Below are 15211 nucleotides of genomic sequence, written 5' to 3'. Positions count from 1 at the left end.
GATTCAGCGCTTTCCGGCGCCGGGCTTCCCTTTACACTGGTTCGCCTGCTCGAACTATCGACAGGGCAATGCTCCGGTACCGGCCTTTCCTGTCCCCCGCCTGATCCACTCAAGGCGCAGCGATGCAGACAGCCCGATAGGTCGATGACGCCGATGTCACCGTGCATCTCGCCTTGATGCCTGATCGCTTATCGCCATCATGAATACACTGCCGACTTCAATCGCCCCTGCGGCAACCGTGCTACTGGTCGACGATCAGCCGATTGTGGGCGAAGTGATCAGGCGGGCGCTGGAGAGCGAAAGCGGTATTCAACTGCATGTCTGCATGGATGGACGCGAGGCCCTCTCTACAGCGTCGCGCGTGAAGCCGACGGTGATCCTGCAGGATCTGATCATGCCTGGCGTGGACGGCCTGGATATTGTGCGCAGCTATCGCGCCAACCCGGTCACGGCCAATGTGCCGGTGGTGGTGCTGTCTTCGAAGGAGCAGCCGACCGTCAAGAGCGAGGCCTTTCTTGCCGGCGCCAACGACTACCTGGTCAAGCTGCCCGACGCGATCGAACTGATTGCGCGGATCCGCTATCATTCGGCTTCCTATATAAGTCTGCGTCAACGCGACGACGCGATCGACTTTCTCTCGCATGACATGCGTTCGCCGCAGACGTCGATTCTCTCGCTGCTGGAGAGGGTCCGGCTGGAACAGGGCACGCTCACGCCCCTGCTCGAACGGATTGCCACGCACGCCACCCACGCGCTCGAGTTGGCGGACGGTTTTCTGCACCTGGCGCGCGCGCAATCCGAATGGCGGCAGTTCGAAATGATCGACCTGAACGAGATCGTGGTCGTTGCGGTGGATCAGCTCTGGGAAAAGGCGCTCGCCAAAGGCTGCCGCATCGCCATCGATGCGCCCGCCACTTCGCTGACGCTGTTCGCCGACCCGTTGCTGCTCACGCGCCTCGTCACGAACCTGCTCGACAATGCCCTGAAGTACGGACCCGACGCTTCAACCGTGCGCTGCATTCTCGCGGATACGCAAGAGGGTGTGCTGATCGGGGTCGAGGACGAAGGGACCGGCATACCGGCACGCGAGTCGGACCGGGTCGCGGAACGCTTTGTCCGGCTGCCGTCGGGCGTGATCAATGAAGGCAGCGGCTTCGGACTGGGCCTCGCCTTCGTCAACTTCACCGCCACGAAACATCGTGGCCGCGTGATCATGAACCGCACCGAGCGAGGATTCATGATCGGCGCGCTGTTTCCCAAAGCGGAGTCGCCAGCGCGAGCCACTGTGGAACGGTGAGTTCAGGTCGAAACGCCCGGCTCGTACATCGGGCCATGGCGAACGAACGGGCACGCCAATTTCCGACGCTAAAGCCCCGCTAACTTTCGAAGTCTTTCGAACCCTCAAGCGCGGGCAAACTCAGGTCGTTATGCGAGTGGTCAGAGCAATGCACAACAGACCTACGCCGATCAATCCATGGCCGCAGCGACGGCCGGAGATGCCAGGATGAAACGTTCAGAATCGCTGTCACGCAGGAAGCGCGCACTGTCGACGTTGAAGCTAACCAAACTGCTATGGTATTTCCGGCTTCGGCTCAACCTGCACGACCTCGACGCCATACTGCGCCGCGCGCGGCGTCTGAACCGCGAACCGGCGGGACAATGAAGCCGCTCAAGCTACCCACATCGCCATTCGTACCCAGGCCGCGGACGCTCAAAACGGCCTGACCTCAAGAATACAGCCCTAAGGTCTGGCGCTGCCGCCATTGCGCGCAGGTCTGCAGGTCCAGGTCGACCTCACGCGGATCGATCCGGCTCCAGCAATAGAACGCACCTGGCCAGTCGGGAATCGGTACCGGCGACTCGAAGCGGATGTCCGACAGGCCGGCGCGATAGGTCTGGGACGGCCAGAACAGCGGCATCACCCGGCGCGCCTCCATTTCCCTCAGCAGTTGGGGGGCGCCGCCCTCGTCGGTCAGCACACCGCACTGGAATCGCCAGTCGCCCTCGGCCCACGCGAGAAAGAGGCCTGGATTGCCGTCGGCGTCGAACATCAGCACGGCGTCCTGCTCCGGGCGCCAGTAATATTCCGCAATGTGTTCGCGGGCAACGATCTCGTCGAGGGCCTTCAAGGTGCGCGGATCGCAGTAAGTCGAACCGACATCGTGAACGCTGATGTAGCCACGCTGCGCGCAGTGCCTGGCTTTGGCTTCCGCCAACGCGCTGAGCAGTTTGCGCGTCATCCCGGCATCGGTCTTCTTGAGGTAGAAATCGATCAGCCCCGCATTGAACGCGTCGACGGCCTCGGTCTCTCCGGCCGCTCCGGTTAGCAGGATCTTCGTGCACGCGATGCCGCGAATCGAGGCGAGAAACTCGATGCCGTCGATTTCCGGCATCTCGTAGTCCACCACCACGGCCGCGACCTCTTCGAAGCGCCCGTCGTCGATCAACACGTCGCGCCCAAGCGCGCTTCCCCCCTTCTTCTCGAACTCGGAATAGTCCGCGCCCGACAGCCGGTTAGGCAAGCTCGCCTGCGCACGCGACGAGATGAAATTGAAGGCCTCGCGAGGCCGCGTGAAAAACCGGTTCAGATGTCCGTCCGGGACAATCCCTCGCAGCGCATGCAGGAAGTCAGCACTGTCGTCGAGAAAAACAGCGGACACAGGATAGAGGACAGGCTGCCTGACAAAGCTACTCATACATTCCTCGAAGAACGTGTTTATAGGCACAGATAAAACGCTTGGCATACCAAAATAATGCATTCCTCCACTCAGGAGGAATGCGTGGCTGCCGCTAGCAGCCATTACGATTCAGGAGTTTTTCATGTTCGTTCGAGATGCAATCCCCCAGGTTCTCTCTCGCGGTACCGCACTGCTTTCGCAGGAAATGCTCAACGCCACGACCGAGAAAACGTTTCACCACAGCATCGACGTCTATCTCAAGGATTCCAATGCCTTTATGAACACCTATTTCGCTCGTTACTTCGAATGGCAAGGCGTGTGTCGCGAACGCTGGTTCCATGATTGCGTGCACAACAATCTCCTTGCCGCCGGCGGCATGTTCGTGACGAAACGCGCCCACCAGGAATATGTCCAGGAGACTTTTCCGTTCCAGCGCGTGGACTGCTACCTCAACACTTTCCAGGTCAGGCAGTGTTCGGCCTACCTGCTGTTCCGCTTTTGCGTGGACGGCAAGCCCGTTTCGATGGGCTACCAGCAGATCCTGTTCGCCGACACCAACCGGCGCATTCAGCGTTTCCCGTCTGGGATCGTCGAACGGGTCAAGGAATATGAACTTCTCATGCCGTCTAATGTGAGCTAACTGACATAGTCCTGCCTTTTGCTGTACCAACGGTGGGACCTGTCCGGCGGGCCGCGCTGCGCGCGGTCCGCCGACGAGCCTGGCTCCGGCAACCTCAACGTGAAGGTCGTATGCTCGCGCGGCACCGATTCGCACGAGATGCTACCGGAAAACACCTCGCAGACGCGCCGGCAAAACACCAGCCCCATGCCCGCGCCGTGTCCATGCGACTTGGTCGAGTAGAAGGGATCGAAGATATACGGCAGCACGTCCGCCGCGATGCCCGGACCCGTGTCGCGAAAGCTCAGCACGCAGAAGCCGTTTTCCTGCTGCGCGCGGATCTCGATCTTTCCGTCGCCGCTCTCACGGATCGCGTACAAGGCGTTCTTGAGCAGATTGAAGATGACGAAGACGATCAACGAATCGGAACCGGAAAAACGCAACAGCGGATCGATGGGCGCCACGAACACCAGATTGCGCTCCCCAGGGTGAAAGGGAAAACGTTCCAGCGCCGAGTCGATGCAGGTGCGGATCGAATGCGGCGCGAAGCTTCGGGGGTCCAGCCTGTCCAGCGTAAACGACGCCAGCGACATCTCGACCACCGTACTGGTACTTTCAACCTGACGGCGAATCGCCGAGGTGAGACTGGCGAGCCGCTCGGATTGACCGGGGTACAGGCCTTCACTGCACAAGCGGTGCTGCACGGCCAGATGGTAGCCGCGCAGCAGTTCCGGCAGAACGGTGCCGATTTCCTCCGCATGCATGCCAATGGCCGCAAGCGGCGTGGCGACCTCGTGCGCCACCGTAGCCGCCAGCAGAAATGGCCGCATCAGCCCGTGACGAACGATCGTGATGCCGAGAATGCCCAGTCCTGTTGCGATGAAGATGACGCCCGGCGGATAGAACGTGTAGCCATAGTTCACGGCGTAGTCCACCGCCGCGAGCGAATACAGGCACAGGCTCAGCAGACACAGGTCGAGGAGCCGGCGTTGCGACTTGCCGCGCACCTCGCGCCGCGCCGTCACCAGCAGCCAGCCGCTCCGGCAGGCGAGGAAGAGGGTCTGCAGGACGTGCACGGGATGGAGAACGCCGGCCTTGGGATAAGGGCCGAAGAAATGCATCTCGAAGCCGGCCACTACCCCGTCGCCCGTGAGCAGCAGAATGGCCAGCAATACGCTCAAGCCGTAAGAAGCAAGCAGCAGGCGGCGCTCGGCGCGCCGCCCCGTCACTTCGGTGACGAAGTGATAAAAGGTGGTGGGTAAAAACAGAATGAACAGGTAGCCCAGCTTGACGAGCGGCGCGGCGACGTCGGCGCTGGTGGTCTGGAACAGGAAGGCCCACGTACCCTGCCAGGCAAAGGTGGTCACGCACATCAGCGCAAAGGGCACGGACAGGCGCGTCGCGCCCTCGGTGAGCAGCACGTATAGCCCGAACCCCAGAAACAATGCGGAGACGAAGGCAGGCAATATCGAGTACATGGCGCTCTGTTTGCGTGTTCGCTGTTTACCAGTCGTGATCGTTCAGGAGCGGCCGCCACGACGAATCGACCCCGGTTCGTCACGGGCCGCGGCGCAAATCGTATCATCCCGGCCGTCAACGCCGACCGCGAAACCGCCGCCAACCCCGGGCGGGCATTTGCAGGAGCGTATTACAGCCACATAGTGGTGAGGTAACTGTCAATGTTGACAGGGAACACCCGTGCGGCCCCTTTTTACATGGTTTGCCGCAGCCTTGAATGGAGATTGAAAACCGCTGCGATTTTGTTTATAAGTGAACTTTGGCGTGGTTTATGCCGAAAAGCGCGCGCAACGCGCGTTCGGCCCGATGGTGAGATACTCGCTGTCATTCTGCGCTGCCACGCTGTTTAACCGGTGTACCGGGCGCCCATGGCGCCGCCGCGCCGGTCTGCCGTCAGTCTCATGTCTACGGTCGATTACACGTGAATCAGCAGCAACCCGGTCAGCGCATGCCCGGAAACAACTACAGAGCCAACAGGCAACAACGGATGAAGGTGTATTGGCGAGGGTTTTTTGCGGGCACTGCACCTGTTCGCGGGATCTGCGGCGACCCACTGCAACTCGTCGTCGCTACGGGGAGGTGATGATGGACCCACGCTTTCATGATGCTTACCAGCGGTTTCTCGCTGCGAAAGACGAAGATCAGCTGTTCAAGCAGATCGCGTCGTTCGCGGAACAGCTCGGGTTCGAATATTGCTGTTACGGCATCCGCATGTCGGTGCCCGTATCGAAACCCGTGGTCGCCATCTTCGATACCTATCCGCGCGGCTGGATGGAGCACTATCAGGCGAGCAGCTTTCTGGACATCGACCCGACGGTCCGTGCCGGCATGCGCGGCTCTGAGCTCATTCTCTGGCCGGAGTCCGAGCAAGGCGACGCGGCGCGGTTGTGGAGCGACGCGCACGATTTCGGCCTGAAGGTGGGCGCGGCCCAGTCGAGCTGGGCCGCGCAAGGCGCTTTCGGCCTTCTGACGCTGTCGCGCCCGGCGGATACGTTGACGGGAACCGAGGTCGATTCGTTGACGTTGCCGATGAGCTGGCTCGCGAATGTCTCGCACACGCTCATGAGCCGCTTCCTGATGCCGGTCCTCGCCCCCGAAAGCGCCGCGACGCTGACGCTACGCGAACGCGAGGTGCTGTGCTGGACCGGTGAAGGAAAAACCTCGTACGAGATCGGGCAGATCCTCAGTATTTCCGAGCGCACCGTCAATTTTCACGTCAATAACGTGCTGCTGAAGCTCGCCGCGACCAACAAGACCCAGGCGGTCGTCAAGGCGATCGCCATGGGCTTGATCTATACCACCTGAGCGCGCCTGAACCGCCTGGGCCAACTGACAGCTCCGCCCGGAAGCGGTGTTGCGAAACTTGACGTCTTGGTCGAGCACCTCAGTATGGATCGGGATGTGCCGCCCGTTCCACTCGCCCCGGAGCGCCGGCGCGAAGGCGGCGACTAACCCTGATCCGGCGCCATGCGCATCAATGTCAGCGCTGAGATCCCGGATCAGCCCTGGCACGGCCTGGCGGGACGCCGGGTCGCGGCTCTTGGGATAAACCGTCAATACCGGCCCAAACACGGAGCGCATCGGCAAGCCGCGTTACGCCCCTTCTAGCGTTGCGTCGAGCGTCATTGCAAGGTCTCCATGTGCTCGTGTGCTGCCCGTTCGGAATTTTTATGTCGCAACAAAGCCATCGCCCGGCACGCTAAAACGATATCAGCCAATCTGAAATGGGGGTGTTCTGCGAATTGCGTCAGACGACATGGAATGACTCGCCGCAAGCGGGTCATTCCGGCGCGCGGGCATTATCTGCAGCGGTCGCGCGCGAGCAATGCAAGGCGCGAGCGGGCGGCCAGCTCCTGGTCATAGTTGGACAGGCAACCTTCGACGTTGCGCGTGACGGGAAATGTCGCCACGGCGCGGCTATCCACACCGCCCGATTGCTGCGACTCGGGCAGTTCGCGTGTGAAGTGGATGACCCGTGAGTTGGTGCGCGTGACTTGCAACTGGCCTTCGTCGACCAGCGCACGCAGCATGCCGAGAACCGTCACCCGCGAGACAGAAAACAAATGGGACAGTTGAGTGGCGGTGTATTTATGCCCGCATTGCATGCGGTTTAGCAGCGAGATTTTTGTCAGTGTCATGGAGCCTCGAATCCAACTGGTGATCCGGCAACGCGAGAACCGCGTTGCCGCTAGACCAACAACATGACCGGCTCTGCTGAATACCAGTCAATCCGGAAAAAGGAGAAACCCTGCCACTTTTTCGCGTATCGAGACACGCGCATCTTTACAAAACACCAACAGCGGCGCGATCCGCGCATTCCTTCTTGCGGCTTGCCCGTCGCGACACTCGTCGCGCGGGCCTGCTCGCGTTTCTTATCGTGCTCTCAGGTTCCAGCAGCCCTCGGTAAGGCTCAAAACTCTTCTTGGCGCCGCGGGGCACAGCGCCATGCTCGCGGGGCGGTACAGCGGAGCCCTTTGCTACGCAGGACCGGCTTTCACCATCCCGGAGCGCACCGACCGATCCACGAAATCCGATTATGCGCGTCGACTATCCGGCGGGTAACTGTCAGAAATGACAGTGCCGTTGTAGGGCTGGGCGTGGTGTGGGTCAGAGCTCGGCCGGGTCACGATGACTCGATCCGCTCGCTCTCTCTGCTGCCGCCATCCATTGGCCTAAGACACCTTTGCCGCCGTCACCGTCACCTCGACCAGCCAGCAGGGTTCGACGAATCGCACAGTCAGGGCCACCAGCGCGGCGTAGTTGCGACGTTGCAGTTCACGCCATCGCATTCGCGAGCTGGACCTCGACCGTAACATGCGACAGTCCCTTGAAGCGCTCGAGCACCGCATGATAGAAACGGGAATCCCGCTGTGACTCGCTGGTCGCCACAGACACAACCGCGCTCATGTGACCTGGGCCCACCCGCCACACATGCAGGTCGATCACCTTGTCGCCACCGTCTTCGATAGCATGGCGGACGTTCTCCGCCATGCGCCGGTCCGGATTGATGTCGAGCAGGATTGCACCGGTATCGCGCATCAACCCATACGACCAGTTTGCAATCACCAGAGCGCCAATGACGCCCGCGAGCGGGTCCATCCAGAGCCACCCGAACGCACGCGCCAGGACGAGCCCAAGGATTGCCAACACGGAGACTGCTGCATCGGCCATGACGTGGATGTAGGCCGAGCGGATATTGTGGTCCCGGGTCGCGGCGTCGTGGGCGTCATGGGCGTGGTCGTGCTCATCGGATTCGACCTCATGCTCATGCCCGTCATCACCATGAGCATGATCGTGGCCATGAGCATGGCTATGCCCATGATGGTGGCCGCTCAGCAGCCACACACTCGCCAGATTGACGAGCAGTCCGACAACCGCGATGGGAATCGCCTCGCCGAAATGAATCGGCACAGGCGACAGAAAGCGCGCCACTGCCTCATACCCTATCAGCACGGCGATCATGGCCAGCACGATGGCACTGGTGAAGCCGGCCAGGTCGCCCAGCTTGCCGGTACCGAACACGAAGCGGGAATCGGCGGCATGCTTGCGCGCATAGGTATAGGCGAGGGCGGCAATCAGCATCGCACCCGCATGCGTCGACATGTGCAGACCGTCGGCGACCAGCGCCAGCGACCCGAACATACCGCCGCCGACGATTTCAACCAGCATCATCGCGCTGCACAGCGCGATGACCGCCCATGTTCTGCGCTCGTTCTGTTCATGGGCCGCGCCCAGAAAGATATGGTCGTGGCCCGCCCCAAACGCAGCGTCTTTGAAATCACTCATGGTTTGCTCTACTTGAAATAGCTGTGCACGACTTCGATGAGCTGGTCCGTCGCACTGACGCCCGGCTCCTTGTGGGATTCGGCGTCGACGAGATGCGAGCGGATATGGTCTTCGAGCACGACGGCCAGCAGGCCGTTCATCGCCCCGCGGCAGCCGGCTATCTGCTGCAGCACATCGACGCACTCCCGCTCTTCCTCAAGCGCACGTTCGATGGCCTCCACCTGCCCCTTGATGCGGCGGACGCGGTTAAGCAGCTTCTGTTTCTCGCGAATGGTATGGCTCACTGATCACCTCCGATATACCCGGGGGGAGTATATATCAGATAGGGGGGAGGGGTATATGATCAGGGCCGCGCAGGCGGTCAGTTGTAATTCAGTCCGCTGCTCGAAGTGCAGGCGTCGCCGTCGCCGCAAACGCTCTCGCTGCAGCAATACGTGCTCGACAACCGGCATGTGAATCACACCGTGAGCACGCTCGCCGACTACTTATCGCCAACCTAACTCCCATACTTCTCCGCAAACTCCTCCGCACCGAGCGCGCGAAAATCGGCCAACGCCGCGTCGATCTGCTGAGGACTCCAATCCCACCACGCAATCTGCTGCAGACGCTCCGCAACATGCGGCTCAACCCGGAAGCGCAGCACCCGCGCCGGCACGCCCACGACGATCGCAAACGGCGGCACGTCCTTGGTCACAACGGCTCCCGACCCAACCGCCGCGCCCGTACCAATCTTGACGCCCGGCATGACGATGGCGTTATGCCCAAGCCACACGTCATGGCCGATCTCGACCTGATCCTCGGCGCGCCATTTGAATATGCCCGCGTCGTCGTCGAGAGACAGGCCATAAGAACGCGAGCGATAGGTGAAGTGATGATGCGTCGCGCGCCACGTAGGATGATTGGGCGGATTCACCCGCGCCCCGGTGGCAATGTTGACGAACTTGCCGATCACCGCATGAGCGATCTGATTGTCGCCCATTGCATAGCCATAATCGCCCATGACCGTTCCGGCAACGTAACTGCGTGGACCCAGATACGTATAGCGGCCAAAGTCGCTGGCCCGAACCACCGCCGTCGGATGGATCTCCGGATCTTCCGACATGACGCGACCTTGCGTCCACGGATCCACCGCGACGCCATGATTGATCAACATAGCAGTACGAATTTAAATAATGAGGTATTGAAGATGGCCTTCGCCGCGCACTCACAAAACGAGGCTGCGCAGCCAGGCGGAAACGCGCTCGGCGCACGCCACCAGCAGGAACGTGGCGATCAGCAGAAACGACACCGTCTGGTACTGGAACAGGTTCATTGCAGTCAGCAACTGAAAGCCAATGCCGCCCGCGCCGACAAACCCCAGTACCAGCGAAGAGCGCAGGTTTTCATCGAAGCGGAACAGCCCAATGCCGAGCAGCGACGGCAACACGCCCGGCACCACGGCATGGCTCAACACCTGCAAGCGGCCGGCGCCGGTGAGTGTCAGCGCTTCGACCGGCCCCATGTCCATGTCTTCGATCACTTCCGCAAACAACCGCCCCAGCATGCCGACCGAGTGCACGGCCAGCGCGAGCGCACCCGGAAACGGTCCGAGCCCGACGGCGGTCACGAACAGCAGCGCCCACACCAGATCGGGCACCGCGCGCGTGACGCCGATCAGCGCGCGCGAAACGACATACAAGGGCTTCGCCGGCGTGACATTCGCGGCGGCCAGAATGGCTAGCGGGAAAGCCAGAATGACCCCGAACACGGTGCCGAAAATCGCCAGGTCGATCGTCTCGAGCACGGGCCAGAGATTCGGCACGAACTGATCGAATGCCGGTGGCATGGCGCGCGAAATGATGTCGGCCATCCCGTGGGCGCCGGTCACCAGGTCCTGCGGACGCGCCTGCACAACGATCCACGCCTGCACGAACAGCGCAAGCGCGACGACGATCACGCACACCGTCCAGAATGGGCGTGCGCCCGGCGAGCCGGTCGGCGCGCGCATTGCCAGAGCCTTGTTCATGAGGCCTCGTCGACGTAGAGCTGCGCGATCTGCTGGCTGGAGACCTGCGATGCCGGCCGGTCGAATTCCATCCGGCCACGCCGCAAGCCAACCAGCCTGTCGGCATAACGCGCCGCCAGTTCGGGCTGGTGCAGGACGCAGACCACGGCAAGACCGTCTTCGGTGGCGAGGCGGCGCAACAGCCGCATGACTTCGTCGGCGGCTTCGGGGTCGAGGCTCGCTACCGGCTCGTCGGCGAGCAATACATGCGGACGTTGCGCGAGCGCGCGTGCGACCGCCACCCGCTGCGCCTGTCCGCCCGAGAGCGTGCCGGCGCGCTGGCCGGCCAGATGCAGCAGGCCGACTTCGTCCAGATACGCGCGGGCCGGTTCGATTTCCTCGCGCGGCACGCGTCCCAGCGCGGTCCCCAGGGTCCGATGACGCCCCAGCGTGCCGCAGCACACATTAGCCAGCACGCTGCGTCGCTTGACGAGATTGGCGTTCTGCGAAATCAGCGCAAGCGGCAGACGCGCGCGGCGCAGAGCCTTGCCCGAGAGCGCGGCCAGATCGCGTCCGGCGACCTCGACCGAGCCGGACGTCGGCCGGTTCAGTCCGACCACGCACTTCATGAAGGTCGACTTGCCGCTGCCGTTGCTACCCAGCACCACCACCATCTCGCCGCCGCTGACTGAGACATTGAAATCGCGCAGCGCGGTATGACCGTTCGCGTAACGCATCGTCAGGTCGTGGACGGCCAGTTTCTCGCCGGGAGCCAGCGTGGTGCGCGGCGCCATCGCGCGTGAGCTGGACCCTGCGACGCCGAATGCGGCCGCGGGGTCCAGCGGCAGATCGCCGGATGCGCTGATCGAGGTATTCACAGTTTTGCCAGATCGATATGGAGCGTGGACACCAGATCGCGAATCTGGTTGTAGGCGGCATCCGATTGCGGCACCGTCTTCAGTTCCGGGTTTTCATTCGACGCCAGGAACTTCTGATCGGCCTCCGGCAATTGATGCAGATCGAGCGAACTCAGCACGCTAGCCAAACGAGCCTTGAAATCAGCGGGCAAATCGGCGCGCACGGCCAGCGGATCGAGCGGAATGGGCTGCGACTGCCACAGCGTCACGTAAGCGGCGGGGTCGTACTCGTTGTGCAGCTTGGCGCTGGCGATTTCTTCGCTGTTCAGTTCGCCCGCGTCGACCTTGTGGTTGCGCAACGCCTCGAACGATGCCGTGTGGCTGCCCGCATAGATGGCCTTGATGCCCTTGTCGGGGTCCACACCGTTTTTGCTCAGACCATAAGCCGGAAACAGATGGCCCGAAGTGGAAGCCGGATCGGCGTACGCGAAGGAGCGACCGTTGGTGTCGGCGAGCGTCTTGATGCCAGAGCCGGGCCACGTGACGATGGACGCGTAATAGGTGGCCGGCTTGCCCTGTTCGCCGGCGAACGTCGCCACGGCCTCGGCATGCGCGACCTGATGGGCGAGCACGTAGCCGAGCGGGCCGAATTGGCCGAATTCGAGCTTGTTGTTGCGCATCGCCTCGATCTCGGCGTTATAGCTGGTTGCCACATAAAGCTGTACCGTGCAGCCGAGCTTGTCGCCGATCATCTTGGCGAGGTCCGTGTAAACCGGCAGCATGCGTTGCGCCGATTCGTACGGTTCGACGCCGAAGCGAACCACGCCGTTGTTCGGGCAGGTGCTGTCTGCATGTGCCGCGCCGGAGGCGAGACCCGCCGCAAACGCCAGGACTGCGAAAATTTTGGATACCTTCATATTGTCCTCAAGTCATGTTTAAAGCGTAGCGTGCGATTCAACGACGTTTTCCCGCTTCCGCGCGAACCGGCCCGTGACGGCGGTCGGCGCGGCCCTGCTGTCCAACCTGGCGCATTCTAGAAATCGCATGTGACACATCCATGTCTACATGGAGACGTCTAGATGAATGGAATGCCGTTGCGCTACCTGACTGCCCTGCCCGTGTGCATGATTCGCCGCATGACGTGCTTCAAACGACGCGCTCGCCGGCGCGCCAGGTTTCGCGCGGTACGGGCAGCACATCGTGCATCCGCACGCGCACAAAGTCGGCCCGCAAGCCGGGCTCGATCGCACCGCGGTCGTGCAGTCCCGCTGCGCGAGCCGGTTCCGCGGATACGGTTGTCATGGCGCGCGGGAGCGTCCAGCCGGCCTTGTCGACGAGCTCAAACGCCGCCGTCAGCAGACTCGAAGGCACGTAGTCAGACGAAAGGATGTCGAGCAAGCCGGCCTGCGCGAGTTCGAGTGCGGAGATGTTGCCCGAGTGCGAGCCGCCCCGCACGATGTTGGGCGCGCCCATGATCGTCGCGATGCCGTGCTCGCGCGCGGCTTGCGCGGCGACACGGGTGGTTGGGAATTCGGCCAGCGCGACGCCTTCGGCGGCCGCCTGTTCGACGTGCTCGACCACCGTATCGTCATGGCTCGCCACCGGAATGCCGAGTTCGACGCAACGCGCCACGATGTTTCGGCGGTGCTGATCGGCGTAGCGCTCCTGGCCGTCCGCAAGCTCGGCCACCACGGCGGCGAAGCGTTCGTCGGTCAGCTTGCCGTGACGTTCCTGCCAGCGGCGCCATTGATTGGCATCGTGCCATTGCCGCTGTCCCGGCGTGTGATCCATGACGGAAACAAGCCGCAGCAGCGGATGCGCGTAAAGCGAATCGAACACCTCGACCACGTCCGGTGCGGCGATTTCGCAGCGCAGGTGCAAGAAATGTTCGGCACGAAGCAACTCGCTCTGCGACAAGCGCGCGAGTGCCTGCGTGCACTGCGTCTGCAGTTCGCGGTGGTGCATGTCCACGTCGGAGCGCGCACCAATTCTGAGCGAATCGAACACGGTGGTAATGCCGGCGGCCGCGACCTGCGCATCGTGAATCACAAACGCCGCGTCGATATTCCACCGCACGCCGGGGCGCGGCGCGAGATGCTTCTCGAGATTGTCGGTGTGCAGTTCGATCAGGCCCGGCAGCAGATAATCGCCGTCCCAGTCGACGGCATCGCGCGCGGCCGTGCTGCCGCGTTCGACGTCGCGGATGACCCCGCCTTCGACGCGCACGGTCCCGATAAACTCTTCGTCTCGCGTCACCACGCGAGCGTTACTGATCAACATCGACTGACTCCGTATGCGAATCCGCCCCGCGGAGCGTTGCCGCAGGGCACAGTAATAGCGGTTGCAATTAGCGGCGGCGCGGCGCTCAGAGGCATCCCGATCTTCCAGAGCACGGTTATCGCGCCCCTAATATCATCTAAACGTCTAGACGTATAGGGATGAACTGATAACGCCGGTAACGCGAGCAATCCACGTCACATATCCGTCACGGCTCGCGCACGGAAATGCGCAGGCAGCACGATCATTTGATCCGTTGGGAATGACAACACAATGACATGGGCCGAGAAAGTCGCGCCACGCATCGTGAGCGGGCCGCGTCGCCGGCCCGCCGGGTTCAGTTCAGAACAGGTTGCCGTAGAGCGGCACCGTGGCGGCGCCGAGCGCAGCCGAGATCTCCCGGTTGGCGCGCCCCTGGTGGAAGGTAAGGCGCCCCGGTCGGCCGTTCATCTCGTACTCGGCCGCCACCTCGCGCGTGCGCGCGAGCAGACGCTGCAGCAACTCGGGCGGCAGCAGGCCGTTGACGATGATGTCGGACACGTCGACCACATTGGATACGCCGGCAAGCACCCGGCCCAGGTCGGTGCCGGCCTGTTCGACCCATGCATCGAACGCCTCGCTGTGCCTGGCGTGCAGCGCGGCAAGATCGAGTTCCGCGACATGGTCATGCCCCAGCGCATGGGCCAGTCCGCGCAAGGACACCACGGTTTCGAGGCAGCCGCGTGCGCCGCAGAAGCAAGGCTTGCCCTCTCGATGGGCATTGACGTGGCCGATCTCGCAGCCGTTGCCGGTGAGGCCGCGCACCGCGCGGCGATTCATCAGCAATGCGCCACCCAGGCCGTTGCCGATAAAAACATGGAGATAGCTGCCGAGGCGCCGGCCATCGCCGAACCAGTATTCGCCGAGGCCCGCGGCCGTGCCGTTGTTCTCGATATGGATTTCATGGTCGACCAACTGGGACAACGCGTCGCGAAAGCCGAACTCGCGCCACGCAGGGTATTCGGCTGACTGGCAAACGAGGCCGCGCACGGGGTCGATGGCGCCCATCACCGACACGCCCACGCCTAGCAGTTTGCCGACGCGACGCGGATGGTCGCGCAAGCCGTCGTACAGCTTGGCAAGCACTCGCACCGCGCTGGCGGGATCCTCGATCGACAATTGTTGGCGTGCTTCATGAATCACATTGCCGGCCACATCCACCAGCACGCCGGTCGCGAACTCGTGGTCGAAGTGCAGGCCGATCGTAGCCGCATAGCCGGGGATAATGCGCAGGCTGCGCACCGGCTGACCGGTGGTCCGTGCTTCGCGTTCAGCCGCTTCTTCGACGGCGCCCTCCCCGATCAACGCGGTGACGATATTGGTGATCGTCGCGGCGGTCAGGCGCGTAGATGCCGCGATCTCGGCACGCCCGATGCCCGGGTCCTGGCGGATGGCTTCGAGCACGAGCGCCCGATTGAGGTCGCGCACACGAGGCCCGTTGAATCCATGCTGA

At 62.5% G+C, this 15211-nt stretch carries 15 protein-coding genes; 4 read left to right on the top strand and 11 right to left on the bottom strand.

Going from position 1 to position 15211, the window contains the following annotated elements:
• Window positions 1–199: 199 nt before the first annotated feature.
• Window positions 200–1297, top strand: coding sequence for a hybrid sensor histidine kinase/response regulator (locus P3T42_RS18665; protein ID WP_429306870.1), 1098 nt, complete (start codon window positions 200–202; stop codon window positions 1295–1297).
• 207 nt (window positions 1298–1504) lie between these two features.
• A complete protein-coding gene (locus tag P3T42_RS18660) occupies window positions 1505–1663 on the top strand; it encodes a hypothetical protein (RefSeq protein ID WP_171991637.1) in 159 nt (52 codons plus the stop codon).
• 64 nt (window positions 1664–1727) lie between these two features.
• Here the strand turns inward: P3T42_RS18660 and P3T42_RS18655 are convergent, their stop codons facing one another.
• Window positions 1728–2696, bottom strand: coding sequence for a response regulator (locus P3T42_RS18655; protein ID WP_429306869.1), 969 nt, complete (start codon window positions 2694–2696; stop codon window positions 1728–1730).
• Between the two features lie 124 nt (window positions 2697–2820).
• Here P3T42_RS18655 and P3T42_RS18650 point away from each other — a divergent pair, with 124 nt between their 5' ends.
• Window positions 2821–3318, top strand: coding sequence for an acyl-CoA thioesterase (locus P3T42_RS18650; RefSeq protein ID WP_074296209.1), 498 nt, complete (start codon window positions 2821–2823; stop codon window positions 3316–3318).
• Here P3T42_RS18650 and P3T42_RS18645 read toward each other — a convergent pair.
• A complete protein-coding gene (locus tag P3T42_RS18645) occupies window positions 3315–4775 on the bottom strand; it encodes a sensor histidine kinase (protein ID WP_074296210.1) in 1461 nt (486 codons plus the stop codon). The two genes, P3T42_RS18650 and P3T42_RS18645, sit on opposite strands and share 4 nt — an antisense overlap.
• Before the next feature lie 625 nt (window positions 4776–5400).
• On the opposite strand from P3T42_RS18645, the gene P3T42_RS18640 reads away from it, so the two are divergent.
• Complete coding sequence (locus tag P3T42_RS18640) at window positions 5401–6120, top strand: autoinducer binding domain-containing protein (protein ID WP_074297502.1); 720 nt, start codon at window positions 5401–5403, stop codon at window positions 6118–6120.
• 494 nt (window positions 6121–6614) lie between these two features.
• Here the strand turns inward: P3T42_RS18640 and P3T42_RS18635 are convergent, their stop codons facing one another.
• The 9 genes from P3T42_RS18635 to P3T42_RS18595 all read right to left on the bottom strand — a co-directional run bounded on the left by P3T42_RS18635 (window position 6615) and on the right by P3T42_RS18595 (window position 15186).
• Window positions 6615–6953: a hypothetical protein gene (locus P3T42_RS18635; RefSeq protein ID WP_429306868.1), complete on the bottom strand. Its 339-nt coding sequence runs from the start codon at window positions 6951–6953 to the stop codon at window positions 6615–6617.
• 637 nt (window positions 6954–7590) lie between these two features.
• Window positions 7591–8601 (bottom strand): CDF family Co(II)/Ni(II) efflux transporter DmeF, encoded by a 1011-nt coding sequence (dmeF, locus tag P3T42_RS18630; RefSeq protein WP_429306867.1) that lies wholly within the window; start codon window positions 8599–8601, stop codon window positions 7591–7593.
• An 8-nt stretch (window positions 8602–8609) separates the two neighbouring features.
• Window positions 8610–8885: a metal/formaldehyde-sensitive transcriptional repressor gene (locus tag P3T42_RS18625; RefSeq protein ID WP_074296213.1), complete on the bottom strand. Its 276-nt coding sequence runs from the start codon at window positions 8883–8885 to the stop codon at window positions 8610–8612.
• A gap of 212 nt (window positions 8886–9097) precedes the next feature.
• Entirely contained in the window at window positions 9098–9754 is a 657-nt protein-coding gene (locus P3T42_RS18620; protein ID WP_074296214.1) for a DapH/DapD/GlmU-related protein, read from the bottom strand.
• A 51-nt stretch (window positions 9755–9805) separates the two neighbouring features.
• The gene (phnE, locus tag P3T42_RS18615) at window positions 9806–10606 is read right to left on the bottom strand and encodes a phosphonate ABC transporter, permease protein PhnE (protein WP_143788320.1); all 801 of its coding nucleotides are present in this window, start codon (window positions 10604–10606) and stop codon (window positions 9806–9808) included.
• Entirely contained in the window at window positions 10603–11463 is an 861-nt protein-coding gene (locus tag P3T42_RS18610) for a phosphonate ABC transporter ATP-binding protein (RefSeq protein ID WP_253190072.1), read from the bottom strand. The genes phnE and P3T42_RS18610 overlap by 4 nt, the downstream gene beginning before the upstream one ends.
• Window positions 11460–12359 (bottom strand): phosphate/phosphite/phosphonate ABC transporter substrate-binding protein, encoded by a 900-nt coding sequence (locus tag P3T42_RS18605; protein ID WP_429306866.1) that lies wholly within the window; start codon window positions 12357–12359, stop codon window positions 11460–11462. Before P3T42_RS18605 ends, P3T42_RS18610 begins: the two co-directional genes overlap by 4 nt.
• Window positions 12360–12588: 229 nt before the next feature.
• Window positions 12589–13722: an alpha-D-ribose 1-methylphosphonate 5-triphosphate diphosphatase gene (locus P3T42_RS18600; protein WP_429306865.1), complete on the bottom strand. Its 1134-nt coding sequence runs from the start codon at window positions 13720–13722 to the stop codon at window positions 12589–12591.
• A gap of 339 nt (window positions 13723–14061) precedes the next feature.
• Window positions 14062–15186, bottom strand: a complete 1125-nt coding sequence (locus tag P3T42_RS18595; RefSeq protein WP_429306864.1) for an ROK family protein — start codon at window positions 15184–15186, stop codon at window positions 14062–14064.
• Window positions 15187–15211: the final 25 nt, after the last annotated feature.

Origin of the sequence: Paraburkholderia sp. GAS38 (assembly GCF_050434965.1) — a bacterium.
In the GTDB taxonomy this organism is placed as follows: Bacteria; Pseudomonadota; Gammaproteobacteria; order Burkholderiales; family Burkholderiaceae; genus Paraburkholderia; species Paraburkholderia phenazinium_A.
This window is presented reverse-complemented; position numbering and strand designations above follow the sequence as displayed.